The organism is Streptomyces sp. NPDC002817, assembly GCF_053592055.1.
Genome location: NZ_JBSFUY010000016.1, coordinates 14,139 through 35,414, shown reverse-complemented (window position 1 = coordinate 35,414; position 21,276 = coordinate 14,139). Strand labels below are relative to the sequence as shown.

Annotated in this window: 20 protein-coding genes; 10 read left to right on the top strand and 10 right to left on the bottom strand. The window is 71.3% G+C overall.

What is annotated here, in order from left to right:
* From ACWD3I_RS27245 to ACWD3I_RS27230, 4 genes are all read left to right on the top strand, one after another.
* Complete coding sequence (locus ACWD3I_RS27245) at positions 1–894, top strand: hypothetical protein (protein WP_365409545.1); 894 nt, start codon at positions 1–3, stop codon at positions 892–894.
* 87 nt (positions 895–981) lie between these two features.
* Positions 982–1,386 (top strand): hypothetical protein, encoded by a 405-nt coding sequence (locus ACWD3I_RS27240; RefSeq protein WP_365409542.1) that lies wholly within the window; start codon positions 982–984, stop codon positions 1,384–1,386.
* Positions 1,387–1,499: 113 nt separating this feature from the next.
* The gene (locus tag ACWD3I_RS27235; protein ID WP_365409539.1) at positions 1,500–2,675 is read left to right on the top strand and encodes a pyridoxal phosphate-dependent aminotransferase; all 1,176 of its coding nucleotides are present in this window, start codon (positions 1,500–1,502) and stop codon (positions 2,673–2,675) included.
* Positions 2,676–2,814: 139 nt separating this feature from the next.
* Positions 2,815–3,921 carry an NAD(P)/FAD-dependent oxidoreductase gene (locus ACWD3I_RS27230; protein ID WP_365409536.1) on the top strand — a complete coding sequence of 369 codons (1,107 nt, stop codon included), beginning with the start codon at positions 2,815–2,817 and terminating at the stop codon, positions 3,919–3,921.
* Between the two features lie 209 nt (positions 3,922–4,130).
* Here ACWD3I_RS27230 and ACWD3I_RS27225 read toward each other — a convergent pair whose 3' ends face one another.
* The 6 genes from ACWD3I_RS27225 to ACWD3I_RS27200 all read right to left on the bottom strand — a co-directional run bounded on the left by ACWD3I_RS27225 (position 4,131) and on the right by ACWD3I_RS27200 (position 9,357).
* The gene (locus tag ACWD3I_RS27225; RefSeq protein WP_266887025.1) at positions 4,131–4,703 is read right to left on the bottom strand and encodes a MarR family winged helix-turn-helix transcriptional regulator; all 573 of its coding nucleotides are present in this window, start codon (positions 4,701–4,703) and stop codon (positions 4,131–4,133) included.
* Positions 4,704–4,838: 135 nt separating this feature from the next.
* On the bottom strand, positions 4,839–7,022 hold the full coding sequence (gene katG, locus ACWD3I_RS27220) for a catalase/peroxidase HPI (RefSeq protein ID WP_451084198.1): 2,184 nt from the start codon (positions 7,020–7,022) through the stop codon (positions 4,839–4,841).
* A gap of 27 nt (positions 7,023–7,049) precedes the next feature.
* A complete protein-coding gene (locus ACWD3I_RS27215) occupies positions 7,050–7,487 on the bottom strand; it encodes a Fur family transcriptional regulator (protein ID WP_365409532.1) in 438 nt (145 codons plus the stop codon).
* 82 nt (positions 7,488–7,569) lie between these two features.
* Entirely contained in the window at positions 7,570–8,169 is a 600-nt protein-coding gene (locus tag ACWD3I_RS27210; protein ID WP_365409529.1) for a hypothetical protein, read from the bottom strand.
* Between the two features lie 129 nt (positions 8,170–8,298).
* On the bottom strand, positions 8,299–8,808 hold the full coding sequence (locus tag ACWD3I_RS27205) for a hypothetical protein (RefSeq protein WP_365409526.1): 510 nt from the start codon (positions 8,806–8,808) through the stop codon (positions 8,299–8,301).
* Positions 8,809–8,874: 66 nt separating this feature from the next.
* Positions 8,875–9,357 (bottom strand): MarR family winged helix-turn-helix transcriptional regulator, encoded by a 483-nt coding sequence (locus ACWD3I_RS27200; protein WP_365409523.1) that lies wholly within the window; start codon positions 9,355–9,357, stop codon positions 8,875–8,877.
* Positions 9,358–9,488: 131 nt separating this feature from the next.
* Between ACWD3I_RS27200 and ACWD3I_RS27195 the strand changes: the two genes are divergently transcribed.
* Positions 9,489–10,004 (top strand): YceI family protein, encoded by a 516-nt coding sequence (locus ACWD3I_RS27195; RefSeq protein ID WP_365409520.1) that lies wholly within the window; start codon positions 9,489–9,491, stop codon positions 10,002–10,004.
* Here the strand turns inward: ACWD3I_RS27195 and ACWD3I_RS27190 are convergent.
* The gene (locus ACWD3I_RS27190; RefSeq protein ID WP_365409575.1) at positions 9,985–11,676 is read right to left on the bottom strand and encodes a hypothetical protein; all 1,692 of its coding nucleotides are present in this window, start codon (positions 11,674–11,676) and stop codon (positions 9,985–9,987) included. The genes ACWD3I_RS27195 and ACWD3I_RS27190 overlap by 20 nt on opposite strands.
* A gap of 110 nt (positions 11,677–11,786) precedes the next feature.
* Complete coding sequence (locus tag ACWD3I_RS27185) at positions 11,787–15,821, bottom strand: molybdopterin-dependent oxidoreductase (RefSeq protein ID WP_451084197.1); 4,035 nt, start codon at positions 15,819–15,821, stop codon at positions 11,787–11,789.
* 229 nt (positions 15,822–16,050) lie between these two features.
* Between ACWD3I_RS27185 and ACWD3I_RS27180 the strand changes: the two genes are divergently transcribed.
* The 4 genes from ACWD3I_RS27180 to ACWD3I_RS27165 all read left to right on the top strand — a co-directional run bounded on the left by ACWD3I_RS27180 (position 16,051) and on the right by ACWD3I_RS27165 (position 18,844).
* On the top strand, positions 16,051–16,440 hold the full coding sequence (locus tag ACWD3I_RS27180) for a cell division protein SepF (protein ID WP_046263090.1): 390 nt from the start codon (positions 16,051–16,053) through the stop codon (positions 16,438–16,440).
* A gap of 74 nt (positions 16,441–16,514) precedes the next feature.
* Positions 16,515–17,873, top strand: coding sequence for an AAA family ATPase (locus ACWD3I_RS27175; protein ID WP_365411858.1), 1,359 nt, complete (start codon positions 16,515–16,517; stop codon positions 17,871–17,873).
* Positions 17,870–18,196 (top strand): nucleotide pyrophosphohydrolase, encoded by a 327-nt coding sequence (locus tag ACWD3I_RS27170; RefSeq protein WP_365411861.1) that lies wholly within the window; start codon positions 17,870–17,872, stop codon positions 18,194–18,196. The genes ACWD3I_RS27175 and ACWD3I_RS27170 overlap by 4 nt, the downstream gene beginning before the upstream one ends.
* Before the next feature lie 177 nt (positions 18,197–18,373).
* A complete protein-coding gene (locus tag ACWD3I_RS27165) occupies positions 18,374–18,844 on the top strand; it encodes a DUF6099 family protein (RefSeq protein WP_365411863.1) in 471 nt (156 codons plus the stop codon).
* Between the two features lie 47 nt (positions 18,845–18,891).
* Here the strand turns inward: ACWD3I_RS27165 and ACWD3I_RS27160 are convergent, their stop codons facing one another.
* Positions 18,892–19,059 carry a hypothetical protein gene (locus tag ACWD3I_RS27160; protein WP_266887006.1) on the bottom strand — a complete coding sequence of 56 codons (168 nt, stop codon included), beginning with the start codon at positions 19,057–19,059 and terminating at the stop codon, positions 18,892–18,894.
* A gap of 238 nt (positions 19,060–19,297) precedes the next feature.
* Between ACWD3I_RS27160 and ACWD3I_RS27155 the strand changes: the two genes are divergently transcribed.
* Positions 19,298–20,221, top strand: a complete 924-nt coding sequence (locus ACWD3I_RS27155; RefSeq protein ID WP_266887004.1) for an LLM class F420-dependent oxidoreductase — start codon at positions 19,298–19,300, stop codon at positions 20,219–20,221.
* 63 nt (positions 20,222–20,284) lie between these two features.
* On the opposite strand, the gene ACWD3I_RS27150 is transcribed toward ACWD3I_RS27155, so the two are convergent.
* A complete protein-coding gene (locus ACWD3I_RS27150; protein ID WP_365411868.1) occupies positions 20,285–21,064 on the bottom strand; it encodes an SAM-dependent methyltransferase in 780 nt (259 codons plus the stop codon).
* Between the last annotated feature and the right edge of the window lie 212 nt (positions 21,065–21,276).

Genomic DNA, 21,276 nt, shown 5'->3' with positions numbered 1-21,276 from the left:
ATGACGGACCAGCACGGTTGCGTGTTCGAGGGCTGCTGCCCCAGGCGCGACACCGGCGCGCGGCTGATCGACCCACGCATGCCGGAACTGGCGCGCTGCCTGACGCTCTTCCAGTACGTCCAGGCCGTCACCGGAGGTCCGGTCGCGCGCATCGACCAGGCCGGCAGCTACGCGGCCCCGAGCCTGCGCGGCGACGCCTTCGCCGTGCACCCGGGCGAGATCGCGCTGCGTCTCGACGCGGCCGGTGTGGACACGGCCGTGGTCGCGCGGGACGAGGGCTCGGTTGCCGTGCGCCTGCTCGACGCGCAGGGCCGGATCGTGCACGAGGGGCGGCTGCTCTCCGACGGGGACCGGCTGCTGGCCGGCCTCACCCCCACGGTCCACGTCGGATCGCAGGCCATGACACCTTCCCGCGCCCGCGACATACCGGCGTGGGAGAACGGCGACCAGCTCGCCCAGCTCGACGCGATCCTCACGGACGGCGGCCCGGCCCGGCGCGCGGCGTTCGACCGGTACCGGGGCGAGCACCGGAACATCGGCGTCGATGTCGTGCCCGCGGTGCTCGACCACGTCTGCTCCGTCGGACTGCCGATCGGCGTCGCGGTGTTCGCCCCCTCGGTCATGCAGGCATGCGGCGGCCGGGTCCACGTCACCGACCGGACCACCGGCGGGCGGGTGTTCGCGGCGATCGCGCAGAGCTCGGTGGAGATCGACCTCGCGGGCGTCCGGGCCTGCCGGCTCGTCCGCTCCACGGCGGCCCACGGACCGACCTCGGCACTCGAACTCGACGACGCGGACGGCCGCTGCGTCGCGGTCGTCACACAGTTCGGGATCGTGGGGGAACAGGTGCACGCGGCGTGGGAGCACCTCGCGGCGTCGCTGCCCGACGCCTAGCCCGATGCCACGGAAATTCAGGATCAACTTCCTTTGCACTCAGGTAGGTTCGGGCGCGACCAGTTGTTCGAAGAGAGGAACGCTGTCTTGCGCAAGCCCCATCGCCGACTGACGACCGTTCTCGGGATCGCCGCGGCCTCCGCATCGGCGTTCGCCCTGGGCATCGCCCCGGCCCAGGCCGCGGGCGAGGTCTACGAGGCCTCCAACTCCATCATCTCGTCGAACGTCACCGCGAAGACGTACTTCGCCGCCGACGGCGAGATCCTCACCGCCCTCGACATGAAGCAGGACGGCCACGGCACCGCCGCCCAGTGGCGCTACAACTCCAGCTCCGCCACCCACTCGTACTACAACAGCTACGGCTACGCCGTTGCCCACGACTGGGACCTGTCCTTCGCCGAGGGCACCACCCTCCAGATCCGCGCCTGCCTCCAGGAAGGCTCCGACGGCACCCCGTACAGCTGCGGTGGCTGGGAGTACGCCAAGGCCTGAGCACCGGGCCCGACGGTCGCACGGCAGTGAAGGGGCGGGCCCGAGGGCCCGCCCCTTTCGTGACCGCTTAGGGTCGAGGACGTTCCGTCCCTCGCCGAGCCGGAGGTCGCCGCATGCGGATCTCGCAGCGGGCCCAGTCCGTCGCCCCGTTCTACGCCATGGAGTTCGGCAAGCACGCCGCCGCCCTGGAGGCCCAGGGCCACCATGTCGTCAAGCTCAGCCTCGGAGAGCCCGACTTCGGCGCGCCCCCGGCCGTCGTCGAGGCGATGCGGACGGCCATGGACGGGCGGCCCATGAGCTACACCGAGGCGCTCGGGATGCCGTCCCTGCGGCAGGCGATCGCGGGGTTCTACGGGGAGCGGCACGGCGTCGACGTCGACCCGGGCCGTGTCGTCGTGACCGCCGGGGCCTCGGCCGCCCTGGTGCTGGGCGCGGCCGCGCTCGTCGATGCCGGGGACGAGGTGCTGATCGGCGACCCGTCGTACCCCTGTAACCGGCAGATCATGGAGAGCTTCGGCGCCCGGGTCACGCTCGTCCCGACCAGCGCGGCATCCCGCTTCCAACTGGACGCGGACTCCGTGCGGGCGCACTGGACGGACGACACGCGCGGGATCATGGTCGCCACCCCGTCCAACCCGACCGGCACCTCGGTCCCGGAGAGTGAACTCGCCGCACTGTGCGACCTCGCCCGGGAGCGGGACGCGTGGCGGATCGTCGACGAGATCTACCTCGACCTCGGCGACCACGACGACCAGGACCGGCCGCCGCGCAGCGCGCTCTCGTTCGACCCCGACGCCGTCGTCATCAACAGTTTCTCGAAGTACTTCGGCATGACCGGCTGGCGGCTCGGCTGGTGCGTCGTCCCGGAGAGCCTCGTACCGGCGCTGGAACGCCTCGCCCAGAACTACTTCCTGTGCGCCTCGACCCCCGCCCAGCACGCCGCCCTGGCCTGCTTCACCCCCGACTCCCTCGCCGTCTGCGAGGAACGGCGCGCCGAGTTCGGGCGCCGGCGCGCGCTCGTCCTCGACGGTCTGGCGCGGCTCGGGCTGCCGGTGCCCGTGCCGCCCGACGGGGCGTTCTACGTCTACTTCGACGTCAGCGGCACCGGGCTCACCTCGTGGGAGTTCTGCGCCCGGGCACTCCAGGAGGCGCACGTCGCGCTCACCCCGGGCCGGGACTTCGGGGTGGGCACGGCGGAGACGCACGTACGGCTGTCGTACGCGGCCTCCGCCGGGGAACTGCGCGAAGGGATCGCCCGCTTGGGGAAGTACGTCGCAGCACTGCGGTAGTACGTCGCTTCACGGAACGCACACACACCTCACCCGTTAGCTTTAAAGTTCAAGCGATAGGCTCTTCGCCAGTCGAGTGGGGGCGACGGAGCCCACGCGCCGCGCTGCTCACTTCCCCCCACGGACACAGGAGAGTCGTGTGAGCGACGGCGACGTAGTGGTGATCGGCGGCGGCTACGCGGGAGTCCGCCTGGCGAAAAGGCTGGACGCGACGGCGCGGGTCACGCTGGTGGACCGCAAGGAGGTCTTCTTCCACCGCATCGCCTCACTGCGCGCCGGGATCCGGCCGGAGTGGTCGGTGACGCCGTTCATCCCGTACGACCGGCTGCTGAACGGCGGTCGGGTGGTGCTGGGCAAGGCGCTGCGCATCGACACGGAGGCCCGGCAGGTCGTCCTGGCGACGGGGGAGCGACTGCCGTACGACGTGGTGGTGATCGCCACCGGCGCCGACTATCCCGAACCGGCCCGCTTCAACGGCACCACCCCGGACGAGGCGGTGAAGGCCTTCGCCGGGCATCAGCAGGCGGTCGCCCGTGCCGGGCACGTCCTCGTGGTCGGCGGCGGGCCCTCCGGCGTCGAGCTCAGCGCGGAGATACGGCTGGCCCGGCCGGACGCCCGCGTCACGCTGGCCCACTCCGGGTCGGTGCTGCTGCACGGCACGGGCAGTGAGCGCGCCGGGCGCAAGGCGCTGGCCTGGCTGGAGGCGCATGACGTGGACGTGCGGCTGAACTCCTTCATGTCCCCCGGCTTCGACTTCGGCACCTATCGCGACGCGCACGGCAACGTCCTGGAGGCCGACCTCTCCTTCTGGGCCACCGGCACCACGCCCAACACGCTCTGGCTACGGTTGGGCGGCCACGGCGACTGGCTGAACCACTCCGGACACGTCAAGGTCGACCGCACGCTCCGGGTCGACGGGCGTCCGGACGTCTTCGCGGTCGGCGACGTCAACGACGCCACGGAGCTGAAGATCACCCCCGCCGCGCTGGCCCAGGCCGACCTGGCGTTCCACAACATCCGCGCCCATCTCCAGAGCTCCGGCAAGCACCGCAAGGAACCCCGCTTCTACAGGCCCGGCCACCGCACCCCGCTCATCGTCCCGTTCGGGGCGGCCGACGGCGTGACCCTGCTGCCGGTGCCGGGCGGGGAGAGCGCGGTGCTGGGAGGACGGACGTCGGTGCTGGCGAAGGCGAAGACGCTGATGACGCCTTATATGCGGCGGCAGTTGGGGTACACGGCGGCGTGAGGTGGCGGAGTGGCTGGGTGGCACGGTGGCCCAGTGGCCCAGTGGCCCAGTGGCCCAGTGGATCAGCCATTAGCCGCGGCGAATGGGCGAGCGGCTGAGTGGTCAAGAGGTGCAGTGGCTCAGCCATTAGCTGCGGCGAGTGACTTGAGCGGCTCAGTGGCTCAGTGGCTGAGCGGGTGAGCGGGTGAGTGGCCGAGCGGCGCAGTGGCTCAGCCTTTCGCCCGCCGTCCGCTCCGCCTCGGCGCCGGTTCCGCGCCGTCGAGGAGTTCCAGGCGGCGTTCCTCGCCGTTCTCCTCGACCTGGAGCACCACCTGACGCAGTCCGTCGGCGAGATCGCGGCACTCCTCGCCGGTGAGGCGGGAGGCGACGAAGGCCTCCTCCTCGTTGAAGGCGGGGAACAGGCGCCGCATCAGGGCCTCGCCCTCCTCGGTGAGGCTGAGCAGCACCAGGCGGCCGTCGGACGGATGGCCGGCCCGCTTGAGCAGCCCGCGCCCCTCCAGCGTGCGCGAGACCCCGGTGAGCGTCCCCTTGGAGATGCCCGCCTCCTCCGCGACATGCCGGGTCTCCGACTCGCCCCACACCCACACCACCCACAGCACGACGAACGCCGTCCAGGTGAGGTCGGCGCCGCGCAGCACGGAGTTCTCGAGGTGCTGACGTACCGCCGAGGCGGCGCGGTGGATGTTGGCGACCACCGCCATCTGATCGCGGTGGATCGGGATCCCCCCGAGCTTCGCCGCCGCCAGTTTCTCCGCTTCGGTGATGGACCGCTGGCCGGGCACAGGCACGCTCCTTTGATCGTTCGGAGTCAAATTGTACGAGGACGCAGGCCACCTGCGGAGAAACGGGGAACGCCCCGGCCGGCCCGTGCGGGCCGGCCGGGGCGTCCCGGTGATCGGATCAGGCTCGGATCGGGCTCAGACCAGGTCGAAGCGGTCCGCGTTGGACACCTTGACCCACGCCGAGACGAAGTCCTTCACGAACTTCTCCTTGGCGTCGTCGCTCGCGTAGACCTCGGCGAGCGCGCGGAGCTCGGAGTTCGAGCCGAAGACGAGGTCGGCACGCGTACCGGTCCACTTGACCGCGCCCGAGGCGTCACGGGCCTCGAAGTGGTTCTGGTCCTCGGAGGTCGACTTCCACTCCGTGCCCAGGTCGAGCAGGTTGACGAAGAAGTCGTTGGTGAGGACGCCGGGGGTCTCGGTGAGGACACCGAGGGACGTCCCGCCGTGGTTGGCGCCCAGGACGCGCAGACCGCCGACGAGCACGGTCAGCTCGGGGGCGCTCAGGCCGAGCAGGTTCGCCTTGTCGAGCAGCAGGTACTCGGCCGGGAGGCGGTTGCCCTTGCCCTGGTAGTTGCGGAAGCCGTCCGCGGTCGGCTCGAGGGCGGCGAACGACTCGGTGTCCGTGTGCTCCTCGGTCGCGTCGACACGGCCCGAGGTGAACGGCACCTCGACGGCGTGGCCGGCGTCCTTGGCGGCCTTCTCGACCGCGGCGGCACCGCCGAGGACGATCAGGTCGGCCAGGGAGACCTTCTTGGCGCCGGAGTTGAACTCCGACCGGACACCCTCCAGGACACGCAGGACCTGGGCCAGCTCGTCGGGCTGGTTGACCTCCCAGCCGGCCTGCGGCTGCAGACGGATGCGGGCACCGTTGGCGCCGCCGCGCTTGTCGCTGCTGCGGAACGTGGACGCGGACGCCCACGCGGTCGACACCAGCTGCGAGACGGTCAGACCCGAGTCGAGGAGCTTGGCCTTGAGGGCCGTGACGTCGGCGGCGTCGATGGCCTCGCCCTCGGCCTGCGGCAGCGGGTCCTGCCACAGCAGGGTCTCCGCCGGGACCTCCGGGCCGAGGTACAGGGACTTCGGGCCCAGGTCACGGTGGGTCAGCTTGTACCAGGCGCGGGCGAAGGCGTCCGCGAACTGGTCCGGGTTCTCGTGGAAGCGCTTGGAGATCTCGCCGTAGATCGGGTCGAAGCGCAGCGAGAGGTCGGTGGTGAGCATCGTGGGCAGCTTCTTGGAGTCGCTGTGGGCGTCGGGGATGATCGCCTGAGCGTCCTTGGCCACCCACTGGTTGGCGCCGGCGGGGGACTGGGTCAGCTCCCACTCGTAGCCGAAGAGGATGTCGAAGAAGTCGTTGCTCCACTGGGTGGGCTTGGTGGTCCAGGTGACCTCGAGACCGGAGGTGATGGCGTCGCCGCCCTTGCCGGTGCCGTGGGTGCTGGCCCAGCCGAGGCCCTGGGCCTCGATCGGGGCGGCCTCGGGGTCGGCGCCGACGTTGTCCGCCGGGCCGGCACCGTGGGTCTTGCCGAAGGTGTGACCACCGGCGATGAGGGCGACGGTCTCCTCGTCGTTCATCGCCATGCGGCGGAACGTCTCGCGGATGTCGCGGGCCGCGGCGATCGGGTCCGGGTTGCCGTTGGGCCCCTCCGGGTTGACGTAGATGAGGCCCATCTGGACGGCGCCGAGCGGGCTCTCCAGCTCACGGTCGCCGGTGTAGCGCTGGTCGTCGAGCCAGGTGGTCTCGGGACCCCAGTACACGTCCTCGTCGGCCTCCCAGACGTCGGCGCGGCCGCCGGCGAAGCCGAAGGTCTCGAAGCCCATCGTCTCCAGGGCGACGTTGCCGGTGAGGATCATGAGGTCGGCCCAGGAGATGGACTGGCCGTACTTCTTCTTCACCGGCCACAGCAGACGGCGGGCCTTGTCCAGGTTGCCGTTGTCCGGCCAGCTGTTCAGCGGCGCGAAGCGCTGCTGGCCACGGCCGCCACCGCCACGGCCGTCGCTGATGCGGTAGGTGCCGGCGCTGTGCCAGGCCATCCGGATCATCAGCGGGCCGTAGTTGCCGAAGTCCGCCGGCCACCAGTCCTGCGAGGTGGTCAGGATCTCGGCGATGTCCTGCTTGACGGCAGCCAGGTCGAGGTTGCCGAACGCCTCGGCGTAGTCGAACTGCGCACCGAGCGGGTTCGCGACGACCGGGTCCTTCGCGAGGATCTTCAGGTTGAGCCGCTCCGGCCACCACTGCCGGTTTCCGCCGCCCTGGGTGGGGTGTGCGGCGCGCTCGTGCGCGACCGGGCATTTACCTTCAGCGGCGTTGTTCTCGGACATGAGGGGAATTCCTTCCGGGTTTGGTGCTCAAGCCTTGCGGGCGGTGGAACAGGAGGGGCACAGGCCCCAGTAGATGACCTCGGCCTCGTCGATGGCGAAGCCCCGGTCGTCCGAAGCGGTCAGACAGGGCGCGTGCCCGACCGCGCAGTCGACGTCGACGACAGCCGTGCACTCCCGGCAGACCAGGTGGTGGTGGTTGTCGCCGACCCGGCCCTCGTACCGGGCGGGGCTGCCCGGTGGCTCGATACGGCGGACGAGTCCCGCCGCGGTGAGTGCGTGGAGGGCGTCGTAGACGGCTTGCACTGATATGTGGCCGACCCGGTCCCGGACCCCGGAGGTGAGGGCGTCGACCCCGAGGTGGTCACCGGCGCGAACGGTCTCCAGAAGCGCGACGCGGGCGGCCGTCACCCGCAGGCCGGCCCCCCGCAGATCTCCTGCGGTGGTCGGAGGCTGCGGTGAAGTCATGGGGCCAACCTACCCCCACAAACACGAATGGTTCAAGAAATGGATTCGTTCCAACTCTGTGTCGTGTCGTGTTGCCATGCGTTCACCTTCTGCCGGCTTCGGGTGGGCGGACGTGCGGGGTTTCGGCGACTCCGTACGCGCTGCCGGCCCTCCCGGGCAGTCCGCGGGCCGGCAGCTCAGCCGGATGCACCGCCTCATGGCCCCCGCTGTCGAACTCGTGGATCTGCCTGCCGCAGCCGAACCCGTCGGCCGGTACCGCCGTGCCCGCGTCCGCCTCCCGCAGCCGGGGCGGCGGTACCCGCTCCGCGCATGCCTCGTTGACGTCGAGATGCGGCGGAGTGGGTCGCGGTCGGCGTACCGGCCGTGGGCCGCGTGCTGGTTGCAGTGCACCCGGGCGGGCGCCCGCGCGGAGCAGCTCGGCGCGGGTGACGGTCCGTGCGTGCAGGCGCCGTACGTCCGGGGCGCCGGAGCGCAGGTCGCCCCCGTCCGAGCGGAACACGGTCGTGCGGCTCGGTTCGAGGCCCACCACGAGACCGCCTTGGCGCAGATGCCCGGCCATCCGGCGCACGGTACGGCCCAACACCCGCTCGGCGAAGCCGAGTTGTCCCGTGGAGATCCAGGTCGGCCCGCAGCGCAGCGGCTCGTCGGGCAGTTCGGCGCGCCGGACCGCGTGCTCCAGCACCTGCACGACCGCCCGGCCGACGTGCGGGTGGAGGTGGTTGGTGAAGGTGTCCGGCCAGGGCAGGACGCTGCCGCGCGCCCCGTCACCGTACGGCTCATGCCCCCGCGAACCACTGCCGGCGGGCGACGGTCACCGGTCCTGGCAGGCGTGGGAGCGGAAGTCCTCGACGGAGCCCGTCTCGTGGTCGTCGCCATCGCCGCTCCGGTAGCGGACCCGGCCGGGGGTGAGGGCGGCCAGATCGGCGGGGGTGAAGGTCACGTTGCCGGTCGACCAGGAGCTGTCGCGTGTCCAGCCGTACAGGTGGTAGCTGTGGTTCTTCTTCAGGACCTGAAGGGGTTTGTCGACGCTCCAGCCGTCGCCGGCCGTGTCGAGGGGCCAGGTCGCGAATCCCTTCACGGACGCGTCGGCGCTCCATCTCCCGACCTCGACCGACCTGCTCTCGTCCGGTTCGGCGGGCTTGCTGTCGGTGTACGACGTGGCGCCGTCGATGTGATCGTGACAGACCATCAGCACTCCCATCGGCCGCCCGTCCCCGTCGACCGTGATGCCCGTGGCGCCGGCGATCGGCACGGTGCAGCCGGACACCGCGGCGAGTGCCGTCACGCCGGCTGCCGCCAGAACGACCCGTCTTCGTCTCATCCCCTCATCTCACCGTGCGCCGGCCCGTTCCGTGGCGGGATCCGGGACAAGGTCCCGCGCCGGTGACTACTCCGGGCCCGCGTCCTCGGCGAAGTCGGGCACCAGCGCGCCCATCGCCTCGCGCTGAGTGGGTCCCATGATCCGGGCCAGCGCCTCCTTGACCGTCTGCGCGAGGACCCCCGAGGCCTCCCTGAGCAGGCCTCGGGCCTTCTCGGTGAGGGCGACCTCGATGCCGCGCTTGTCGCCGCAGACCGACTGGCGGGTGACGAGGCCGGCGTGCTGGAGACAGGCGATCTGGTAGGTGAGGCGGGTCTTGGGGCGGCCCAGGAGTTCGGCGATCCGCGTCATGCGCAGACCTTCCGAGGGGTTCCCCGCCAGCAGGCACAGGACCAGGAACTCGTCGTGCGAGACGTCCAGTCGCTCCTTGACCACGGAACGCAGCTCCTGCTCGACGGCTCCGGTCGCGGCCAGCATCAGCATCCAGGCGTGCAGCTCTGCGGGGAGGAGTCCGCCACCTGCGGCGGAGGGGCAGTCGGAGTGATCGGCCATGACGCCCAGTCTACCTGTTGTCCAATTTTGGATCAGAGGGGGTTGTTCATATTTGGATGACCCGCTAGCGTGAGGTCATTCAAATTTGGATGACCCCTGGGCAGGGGCATCAGCACGAAGGAGACCCCGTCATGACCGTCGCCGTGGAAACCGGCCTGTGGCAGCTCGACACCGCCGCCTCGACCGTCGCGATCAAGCACAAGTCGATCTGGGGGCTCATCACCGTGAAGGGCGCCTTCACCGCCTTCACCGGCCAGGGCGAGGTCCGCCCCGACGGATCCGCCGTCGGCACCCTGACCCTGACCGTCGCGTCCCTGGACACCAAGAACCCCAAGCGCGACACCCACCTGAAGGGCCCCGACTTCTTCGACGCCGACAACCACCCCGAGCTCACCTTCGCGGTCCGCAGCGCCGAACTCCGCGACGGCGACAAGGTCCACGTCATCGGCCAGCTCACCGCGCGCGGCATCAGCCGCCCCCAGACCTTCACCGCCCGCCTCACCGGCGCGGACGCCGACGCCCTCACCCTGGACGCCGAATTCTCCGTGGACCGCAACCAGTTCGGGATGGGCTGGAACCAACTCGGCATGATCGCCCGCCTCACCACGGTCACCACCAGCCTCCGCTTCATCCGGACGGCAGCCTGACGTACACGCTCGACAGCGTCTGCGGTACGGCGGTGAAGGCCCGCAGCCGGATCCGCGCACCCGCGCGCGGGAGCCCGTACCTCCCGGCGGGCGGCCGGAGTTCATAGCGCGCCGTGGCGTGGGCGGGCAGCGTGGCCGGCCCCTGGACGACCGTCCAGTACCGGCTCATGCCCTGTCCCACGGTCAGCATGAAGTGGGGCGCGAGGGCGCTGTCGGCCGTGTTGGTGACCCGGATCGTCAGCCGGGAGCCGTCGGCCGGCCTGGCCCGCTGCAACCCGGTGACCTGCATCCGCAGCGGCGGTGTGCCCGTCACGGCCAGCGTCGAACCCACCAGGGCCGGCGACAGCACGAGCAGGGCCACGGCGATCCGCGCCGCACGGGAGCGCAGCCGCAGCCCCGGCTGCCACGCGCCCGCGAACTCCGACGCGGGCGCGGTGACGGCCGCCGCCAGCCACAGCGGCGTCATCATCAGGTAGTAGCCGTCCTGCGAACGCGTCGCCAGGAAGAAGGCACACCATGGCAACACGGTCGCAGCGGGCCCCAACCGCCGTACGAACAGCACGAACAGCGCCAGCAGCCCCGCCGCCAGCAGCATGCTCGCGTGCGCGTACCAGTCCAGCCGGTCGCTGCCGCCCGTGAGATAGGCGGACACGTCCACCAGGCCCTGGCCGTGCAGCACCGCGCCCTGTGTCAGCGGCAGGGCGACACCGGTGAGCCAGGGGCCCGGCTCGCTCACGAGGAAATACGTGTCGATCAGCAGCCATACGGTGGCGGCGACCCCGACGATCCGCAGCACCACCAGCGCCGCGGCCCGGCCGCCCAGCTCCCCGCGGCGCACCGCGTAGATCCCGGCCAGCAGGAACGGCACGAGGAACCAGGGCAGTTGCTGCGCCGCACACGCCGCCCCCAGGCACCCGGCCCGCGCCACCCCGGCCGCGCCCAGCCGCCCGCCCCGTCCGATCCGCGGCCAGCGCACCACCACCGGCACCAGCAGGGCGAGCGCGAGGATCGCGGGATAGCCGAGCCGGCCGTACTGCGGCAGCATCGCGAAGCCCAGGCACACCATGGTCGCCGCCGGCCGCCACGGCACCGGCAGCATCCGCCACAGCGCCACCGCGCCGACGACCAGCGCACCCGTGCTCAGCGCCGTCGCCGGGGCGCCGCCGTGGCCCAGCCACAGCAGCGGCGCGGTCAGCAGCGGGGCGAGCGGGGGATAGCCGTACGTGAAGTCGTAGCCGCCGGTCACCGTGGGGGTCAGGGCGACGCCGTGGCCGAAGAGCCAGGGCCACGACTGGCCGTAGACGGGGTGCCCCGCGACCAGTTCGCGGGCGGCCTGTGTGGTCAGGAGCGCCTCGTCACTGCCCTGGTGGAGCACCGACCAGGCGCACAGCGTCAGGGTCACGGCCGTCACCAGGACGCAACCGTCGACGCGGGCCAGCGAACGGGTCCGGCGCACCACCAGCGCCAGCACCCCGCACACCAGGATCGAGGCGTAGCAGACCGAGATGACCGCGGCCACGGCGACCTGGTGCGAGGCCGCCTGTGTCCACACCGCGCGCGTACCGATGAGGAGGCTGATGTCGGCGAGCAGCGTCAGGACGCGATGCCACTGCGCGGGGATTTCCGGGCTGAGGGAGGACACCGCCGACTGCGTCCGCCGGCCGGGTGTCACCGGCTTCAGTTCTGCCAAGTGCACGGCACCGGACCGTAATCGCGCCCGGTGAGCGAGGTGGCGACGGAGGTGAAGAGTCCGGTAGGAGAGGGGTAAGAAAGCGAGGTTTGTCAGTAGACGTCCCGCACGTACCGTTTCGCCGCAGCCAACTGCTTCACGTACGCCGCCGCCTCCTGCTCGCCCAGCCCGCCGTGCGCGACCGCGATGTCCTTCAGCGCCCGGTCCACGTCCTTGGCCATCCGGGAGGCGTCGCCGCACACATAGAAGTGGGCACCGTCCTGGAGCCAGCGCCACAGTTCGGGGCCGTGCTCGCGCATCCGGTCCTGGACGTAGACCTTCTGGCGCTGGTCGCGGGAGAAGGCGGTGTCGAGACGGGCGAGGGTGCCCTCGTCGAGCAGCTCGGTCAGCTCCTCCTCGTAGTAGAAGTCGCTGGCCCGGTGCTGCTCCCCGAAGAACAGCCAGTTGGGCGCCCGGTGTCCGAGCGCGCGCCGCTCCTGGAGGAAGCCCACGAAGGGCGCGACCCCCGTGCCGGGACCGACCATCACCATCGGCGTCGCCGGTTCGGCGGGCGGCCTGAAGTGCGGGGAGGCCTGGACGAAGACCGGCACCTCGGTGTTCGCGTCGGCGTCCGCGAGGAACGGCGAGCAGACCCCGCCGCGCGGTGTGCCGTGCAGGTTCTCGTACCGCACGACGGACACCGTCAGCGAGACCAGGTTCGCGTCGACGAGGGGACTGGAGGATATGGAGTACAGGCGCGGCTGAAGCCTCTTGAGGACGCCCGCCCAGTCCCGCGCGTCCGCCCGCACCGGATGCTCGGCGAGTACGTCCACCGCCTGCCGTCCCCAACTCCACTGCGCCAGCCCGTCCTTGTTGTCGGGCCGCAGGAGCTTCTTCAACTCCCGCCCGTCACGGACGCGTTCGCCGACGAAGCGGAGGAAGTCGGGGGTGATACGGGTGATGTCGAGATGCCGGTGCAGGGCCTCGGCGAAGGGGACGTCGCCGACACCGTCCATTTCCACGGCGGTTGACCCGTCGGCCCCGGTGACCGCCAGCCACTCCTCCACCAGGGCGGCCGAGTTGACCGGCCGCACGCCGAGCGCGTCCCCCGCCTCGTATGTCAGCGGGGTCCCGCTCGTGTCGAAGGTGAACCGCCGGACCTCCTTGCCCGCGCCGGGCAGGCTGAGCAGCCGGTTGCCGACGAGGCGGGCGGTGGTGGGGGCGGGCCTGGGGGAGCGGGCGGGCTTCCTCGGCGCCTCGGTCGTGCCGGTGGGCGGGGTACCGGTCTCGCCTCCCAGCGCGGAGAGCACCTCGTCCAGCCAGGCGTCCGCGGACGGCTCGAAGTCCGGCTCGCAGTCGGTACGCGGCGCCAGCCGCACCCCGCCCAGTTCGTCGAGGCGGTCGTCGAGCCGTCGCCCGTGTCCGCAGAAGTCGTCGTACGAGGAGTCGCCGAAGGCCAGGACGGAGTAGCGGACCCCGTCCAGGCGCGGGGCCTGCTCGGCGGCGAGCCGGTCCCAGAAGCCGGAGCCGTTGTCGGGCGCGTCGCCGTCCCCGAAGGTGCTGGTGACCAGCAGCAGGTCGGCGCCCCGGGGCAGCGCGCCGGGGTCGGTGTCGTCCATGCCGGCGAGCAGGGGGCGGTGTCCGCTCGCGGAGAGCCGGTCGGCGACGGCACCGGCGAACTCCTCCGCGTTCCCGGTCTGCGAGGCCCACAGCACGACCACCTCGCGGCCGGGCTGCGTGCGGGGCGTCTGAGCCGACCGCGAGTACATGCCGGCCAGCACGCCGTTGACCCACATCGCGTGCTCGGGGCTGAACGGCGCGTCCGGTGGCAGCACCGGGACGCCGGGGGCGCCGGAGTCGATGCCCGCGAGGAAGCCGGTCAGGTACAGGCGCTCCTGGGCGGTCAGGACGGGCGGCGGGGCGGGGTCGAGGCCGAAGGGGTTGGCGCCGGGAGTGACGGAGGTGGGGACGATGACCGCGGGTGCGGGCACCGGCGCGGGTGCGGGAGCGGCGGAGACCCGGGTCAGCGACACCGCGCACACCTTGAACTCCGGCTGGAAGGAGATCGGGTCCACCGCGTCGCTGGTCACGGCGTTGACGCTCAGATACTCGCCGAAGAGGTCGTTCCAGTGGAACGGCGCGAAACAGCACCCCGGCCGCACCCGGTCGGTCACCACCGCGGGCAGCACCGCCCGCCCCCGCCGCGAGGCCACCTCCACCCGGTCGCCCTCGGCGATCCCCAGCGCAGCGGCGTCCTCGGGGTGCAGTTCCACGAACGGCCCGGGGTTCAGCTTGTTGAGCTTGGCGACCCTTCCGGTCTTGGTCAGCGTGTGCCACTGGTGCTGCACCCGCCCCGTGTTCAGCACGAAGGGGAAGTCGTCGTCCGGCATCTCCGCGGCCGGTATGTGCGGCCGCGCGTGGAAGACGGCCCGACCGCTCGCCGTGGGAAAGCGCAGCTCGTCGCCGCTGACGTACCGGATCGGATTGCGCGCGGGCCCGCCCTCGGCGGCCGGCCACTGCACGGGAGTCTCCCGCAGCCGCTCGTACGTCACCCCGCGCAGGTCCCACCCCGTGACGGGGTTCCAGGCGCGCCGGATCTCCTCGAAGACCTGCTCAGCGCTGTCGTACGAGAACCCCTTCTCGTACCCCATCTCCCGCGCGACGGCCGCGATGATCCGCCAGTCCGCCATCGCCTCGCCCGGCGGGTCGGCGACCGGCATGGTCAGGGTGAGGTTGCGCTCGCTGTTGACGAAGACGCCCTCGCCCTCGGTCCACATCGCCCCGGGGAGCACGACGTCGGCGTAGGCATTGGTCTCCGTCTCCCCGAACACGTCCTGGGTGACGACGAACTCGGCGGCCTCCAGGCCCTCGATGACGGTACGGCGGTTGGCCACCGAGGCGACCGGGTTGGTGCAGATGATCCAGCAGGCCTTGATCTCGCCGTCGGCCATCTTCTGGAACATCTCGACGGTGCCCTTGCCGACGCCGTCCTTGCGGACGGTGCCCGCCGGCAGCTCCCAGAGATCCTCGATGAACTCCCTCTCGGAGTCGACGAGGACGGACCGCTGACCGGGGAGACCGGGCCCCATGTACCCCATCTCGCGCCCGCCCATGGCATTCGGCTGGCCGGTGAGGGAGAAGGGCCCGCTGCCGGGACGGCAGATGGCACCGGTCGCGAGATGCAGGTTGACCAGGGCGTTGGTGTTCCAGGTGCCGTGCGTGGACTGGTTGAGGCCCATGGTCCACAGGCTCATCCACTCACCGGCCGAGCCAATGAGCCGGGCGGCCTCGCGAAGGTCGTCCTCGTTCAGCCCCGTGATCTCGGCGACGACGTCGGGCGTGTAGTCGGCGAGGAACTCCGGCATCGCCTCCCAGCCCTCGGTGTGGGCGGCGACGAAATCGGGGTCGGTGTGCCCCTCCTCGACCAGAAGATGCAGCAGACCGTTCAGCAGCGCCAGGTCGGTACCCGGTTTGACCTGCAGAAACAGATCGGCTTTGGCGGCCGTCGCGGTGCGCCGCGGATCGACGACGATCAGCTTCGCGCCCGCCTTGACCCGCTCCATCATCCGCAGGAAGAGGATCGGATGGCAGTCGGCCATGTTCGACCCGATGACGAGAAAGGCATCGGCCCGGTCGAAGTCCTCGTACGACCCGGGCGGCCCGTCGGCGCCCAGCGACAGCTTGTAACCGGCCCCGGCGCTGGCCATGCACAGCCGGGAGTTCGACTCGATCTGATTGGTGCGGACGAACCCCTTGGCGAGCTTGTTGGTGAGGTACTGGGCCTCCAGGCTCATCTGTCCGGACACATAGAAGGCGACCGAGTCCGGACCGTGCTCGTCGATGATCGCGCGCAGCCGCCGCGCGGTCTCGGCGACGGCGTCGGCCATGGGCGCCGGCATCGGCTCGGCACCGCGGTCGTCCCGGACCAGCGCGGTGGTCAGCCTCCCGGGCGCGGAGAGCATCTCGGCCGTGGTGGCGCCCTTGGTGCACAGCCGCCCCGCGTTCGCCGGGTGCGCCTTGTCGCCCGTGGCCTTCAGGACCGTACGCCGCCCGTCGGGCCCCATGCCGACGTCCAGCACGATGCCGCAGCCCACTCCGCAGTAGGAGCAGACCGAGCGCACCTGGGACGTGGGAGTGGTGGGGGTCACACGGGGCCCTTTCGGCAGTCGGTTCTTACCCCCAGAGCGTACGAATCGCCCATTACGCCGATGTCACATGGCTTGATCATGAGGAGTTACGTCGGACACACAGCCGTTCGTGGCGCGATGTGAGGGAGCGGGGCTGTCGCGGTCCGTGTCGCTGTTGGGCCGAACGGGTGACTTGGCGTAAGAATTGGCCGGTGCAGGCAATGAAGGCGAGCGAGTCCGGGGGGAACCGGTGAGCAGGTACGACGTCACCGATGAACAGTGGGAAGGGCTCGCCCAGGTCGTTCCGTTGCGCGGCCGGGATGCCTGGCCGTCCGCGGTGGACCACCGGGTGCCGCCCGAAGCGGTGACGGAACCGCGCCGCCGCTTCGTCGTGCTGAGGGTGAATGTCTTCGGCGACGCCCGTGAGGTCGCCGAGACCCTGATGGCGGGCATCCCGGTGCTGCTCGACCTGACCGGGGCGGAGGGCGAGGTCGCCAAACGGGTCCTCGACTTCAGCACGGGAGTCGTCTTCGGTCTCGCCAGCGGCATGCACCGCGTCGACCGCAACGTCTTCCTGCTGACCCCGCCCGGCACCGAGGTCAGCGGCCTGATGGAGACCGCCGGCGCCCCCAGCGCCTGACCCCGGTCCCCCGATCGTGGGAAGCGGCGCCCGGCGGAACGGTTCGCCTTGTTCCGGAGGCTTACGGTCCGGACATGTGCGTGACTTCTGTGCCGGCGGATTCTGCGGCTCATGCGGTTCCGGAGGCTTCCAGTGACCAGCGGGTGCCGGCCCAGGGGCGGCCGGGGGGTGACGGGGAGCGTCCGGGACCGCCCGGCGAGCCGTCTGCCGCGAGACGCGCGGAGTCGTCCGCCGAGCGGCGGCCGGGGACGTCCGCCGCAGACCGCTCGGCGGCGCCGCTGCCCGGCTCACCCGGCGTCCGTGTCGCGGCCGGCCACCACCCCGGTCGCCCCCACCTCACCGAGCTGCGGCTGTCCGCCTTCGCCTCGCACAGGCGTGCGAGCTTTCCGATGGGTCCTCTCACCCTTCTCGTCGGGTCCAGCGGATCCGGCAAGTCGAGTGCGCTGCGGGCGTACGAGGCGCTGGCCCGGCTTGCCGCCGGGGCGGAGCTGGGGGAGGTGTTTCCCGATCCGCTCGCGTGTGTGCCGGAGTGGGCGCGGCCCGACGCACAGCGGCGGCGCGGGTTTCGGATCGGGTGCACGACGGACGGTCCCCAGGGGCCGGTCCGGCTCGACGTCGCCGTGCAGGCCGAGCCCGAACTCCGGGTCGTGGGGGAGCGGCTGACCGTCGGTGGACAGGTCCTGCTGGAGACCGCGCTGCGCGACCCCTCACGACGGGCCGTACAGGCTGCCTGGCACACGGCCGGCTCCGCGCCGGTGACCCGCGCCCCGCTCCCGGACGACCGGCTCGGCACCGCGCTGCTTCCGCTGAGGGTGGCGGGCAAGACCGACGGTCAGCGCCGGGTGCTCGCCGCCGCCGAACAGACGGTCGTCGCCCTGCGTTCCGTGTTCGCCTGCGACCCCCGCCCCGACCGGATGCGTGCCCCGGTGCCCACCGGCTCCGGGCGCCTCCTCGGCGGCTGCGACAACCTCGCCGACGTGCTGTGGCGCACCCGCTCCGAATGCGGCCGCCGCCACGCGCAGTTCGTCGCGGCGGTGCGCACCGGATGCGCGGGCCCGGTGGCGGACGTCCTCGCCGAACTCCTCGGCGAGGGCACGGTCCGGGCCGTGCTCGACCGGGGCGAGGGTGCCCGCACGGAACTCGCACGGCTCGGCGACGGCGAGTTGAGGTACCTCGCGCTCGCCCTCGTGCTCTTCACCGGACCCGGCGTTCTGGAGGTCGACCCCGCCGGTGAGGTGCCCGCGGCGATGCAGACGCTCACCGTGCTCGCCGACGGGTTCGACCGGCGACTGGACCCGCGCCAGCGGGACGAACTCCTGGGCCTCGCCTCCCGGATGTGCGACCGCGGACACATCCGGCTGCTCGGCACGGCGACCGACGCGTCCTGGGCCACGAAGGCCGAGGGGCTCACGGTGGTACACCTGGACCCGTGACAGACCCTCTCGATGTGGCGAAACTGCAGCGCAGGCTGGCCGAGTTCGCGGCGGCGCGCGACTGGCAGCCGTACCACACCCCCAAGAACCTCGTCGCCGCGCTCAGCGTGGAGGCCTCCGAACTGGTCGAGATCTTCCAGTGGTTGACACCGGAGGAGTCGGGCCGCGTCATGGACGACGCCGACACCGCGCACCGGGTCACGGACGAGGTCGCCGACGTGCTCGCGTATCTGCTGCAACTGTGCGAGGTGTTGGGCATCGACCCGTTGGCGGCACTGGACGCGAAGATCGACCGGAACGAGCGGAGGTTTCCGGCGCCGTAGGGGTGTCGGCTCCGGTGCGCAGGGAGCAGCTCGGTCCGTTTTCACTCTCCGGAGTCAAAATCCGGCCCGAAATCGATTCGTTGTCCACAGATTTCCGCCTTCCTCTGGCTTTTCGTCCCGCCGACCCTCACTCTGGGTAGTGGACAACGGAGTTCGGGCGGCGGACGGGGTCAGGGCATGGACGCGGTGCGGCTCATAGTGACGAGCAGGCGTGCCCTCGCGGGGAGCGGCGCGGCGCCTCAGGTGCTGACGGAGGTGTGGCAGGCGCAGGCGCTGGCCCAGGCGATAGGAAGCAGGCTGGCGGTCTCCGGCCCTCCCCGACTCCGCGGCGAGGCACTGGGGTTGACCGAGCTGGCGGGCAGAGGCTGCGGTGTCCTGGACCGTCCCGACCTGGACACCGTCGACCTGCGCGCCGCCCAGCTCACCGAACTGGGCGACGCCCGCCAGGTTCTGCTCTGCCTCGGCGGCCTGCTCGGCGAGGTGGGCATCGCCCTCGTCGGCCTCGCCTGCGCCGTGGACGACGAGGGCACGTACTGGCAGTGCATGGAGGCGATCGACGCGGCGGACGAGTCCCGGGACCGCGTCCTGGAGATGCTCAGCAAGCTCGCGGACCGGGATCAGGCCTTACCGGAACGGGAGGCGGGGTAGGCGCTCAGAAGAACCGGAACCCGGGGTGAGCGACGTCGTCGCTCCCCTCAGCGGCCCTCGGCGTCGTCCGCGCTCCGCCCCGCCGACTGCAGATCCGCGTCCAGGGCGGAGAGGTCCGCGTTGAGCGACGCCATCAGCTCTTCCATCTGCTGCAGCAGCCCCTTCGGCTGACCGGTTGGCCCGGCCCCCTGCTGCGGGACGGATTCTTCGGACATGACGGCCTCCTCGGCCCAGGCCTCCACGGGAGGCCGACACGGGTGACGCCCGGCGCTGACCGGCCGGCGCGGGCGCCGGTCGGTCCGGCTCCGCCCGAGCAACGATCATCACCTTCGCCGGGTCACTGGCCCGGGCAGTCCCCGTGCGCCGCGTTGACGGAATTTCACCCGACCGGGCAGGGGAGGGACGGCAGGGGCGGATGGGGTTGACCGGCAGGACGGCGTGCAGGATGGAGGTATGGATCTTCGCATCTTCACCGAGCCCCAGCAGGGGGCCACCTACGACACCCTTCTCACGGTCGCCAAGGCCACCGAGGACCTTGGCTTCGATGCCTTCTTCCGGTCCGACCACTATCTGAGGATGGGCTCCGCCGACGGTCTGCCCGGCCCCACCGACGCCTGGATCACCCTTGCCGGTCTCGCCCGCGAGACCAAGCGCATCCGCCTCGGCACGCTGATGACCGCCGGTACCTTCCGGCTGCCCGGCGTACTCGCCATCCAGGTCGCGCAGATCGACCAGATGTCCGGCGGCCGCGTCGAACTGGGCCTGGGCGCGGGCTGGTTCGAGGAGGAGCACAAGGCGTACGGCATCCCCTTCCCGAAGGAGAAGTTCGGCCGTCTCGAGGAGCAGCTGGAGATCGTCACCGGGCTCTGGGCGACCGAGGCCGGCAGCACCTTCGACTTCCACGGCGAGTACTACGACCTCACCGACTCGCCCGCGCTGCCCAAGCCGGCCCAGGCGAAGATCCCCGTCCTGGTCGGCGGCCACGGTCCGTCCCGTACCCCGGCGCTGGCCGCGAAGTACGCCGACGAGTTCAACATGCCCTTCGGTTCGGTCGAGGACAGCGAGCGCCAGTTCGCCCGGGTGCGCGCCGCCGCTCAGGAGGCCGGCCGCAAGGGCGACGAGCTGACGTACTCCAACGCCCTCGTCGTCTGCGTCGGCAAGGACGACCAGGAGGTCGCCCGCCGTGCCGCCGCGATCGGCCGTGAGGTACCCGAGCTGAAGAGCAACGGCCTCGCCGGGTCCCCGGCCGAGGTCGTCGACAAGATCGGCCGCTATGCCGAGATCGGCTCCCGCCGTATCTACCTCCAGGTCCTCGACCTCCACGACCTGGAACACCTGGAGCTCATCTCGGCGCAGGTGCAGTCGCAGTTGTCGTAACCCTGGAAGAGGACCGACCGGCGGACCGCGCTGCACGGCCCGGTCCGCCGGACCGTCCGTCCGTCAGGACTTGTGCCCGACCCCCACATACAGGGGGATCTCCTCGCCGCCCTGTCGTGCCCCGAGCTCGGGATGCCACTGGGCCGCGAGCACGACGCCCGGGTCCACCAGCTCCAGCCCGGTGAAGAATCCGGAGAACTCCTCGCGCGAGCGCACCTGTGCCGCCGTACCGCCCTTGCGGTACACCTCCACGACCCGCTCCCAGGTCTCCGGGTCGAAGTCCCCGGTCGCGTGGGAGAGCGTCAAGTAGCTGCCGGGCGCGAGGGATCCGACGAGTTCCCGCACGATCCGGAGCGGCTCGTCCTCGTCCGCGACCAGGTGCAGGAGGGCCACCAGGGACAGCGCGATCGGCTGGGTGAAGTCGAGGGTCTCCCGGGCCGCCGCGAGGATCTTGCCCGGTTCCCGTACGTCGGCCTGGACGTAGGCGGTCTTCCCCTCCGGCGTGCTGTGCAGCAGGGCCTCGGCGTGCCGGAGGACGATCGGGTCGTTGTCCGCGTACACCACCCGGGCGTCGGGGGCCGTCCCCTGGACTATCTGGTGGAGGTTCGGCTCGGTCGGGATGCCGGTGCCGATGTCGAGGAACTGCCGGACGCCCCGCTCGGCCAGCAGCCGGGAGGCCCGGTGCATGAACGCGCGATTGGTCCGCGCCATCTGGCTCACGGCGGGGAAGTGCGAGGTCACCTGCTCGGCCGCCGCCACGTCGACCGGGTAGTTGTCCTTCCCGCCGAGGAAGTAGTCGTACATGCGGGCCGAATGGGGCTTGCTGGTGTCGATCGTGCTCACAGTCGTGGTCCTCCCTCGAACGCCCGGTCGACCGGAGGCTAGCGAACATTTCCGATCGCTGCCGCCGCCACTCCCTGGTACACCGTCGGCGCCGACCGCCCCGACAGCCGCAGTCCGGAGTGATAAATCGAGAGTGCGTACGGGGCGGCCCGAGGTACGTTGAGCGGGCCCACAGCAGCTCAGAACGGCGAGAAGCCGCAGCTCAGAAGGAT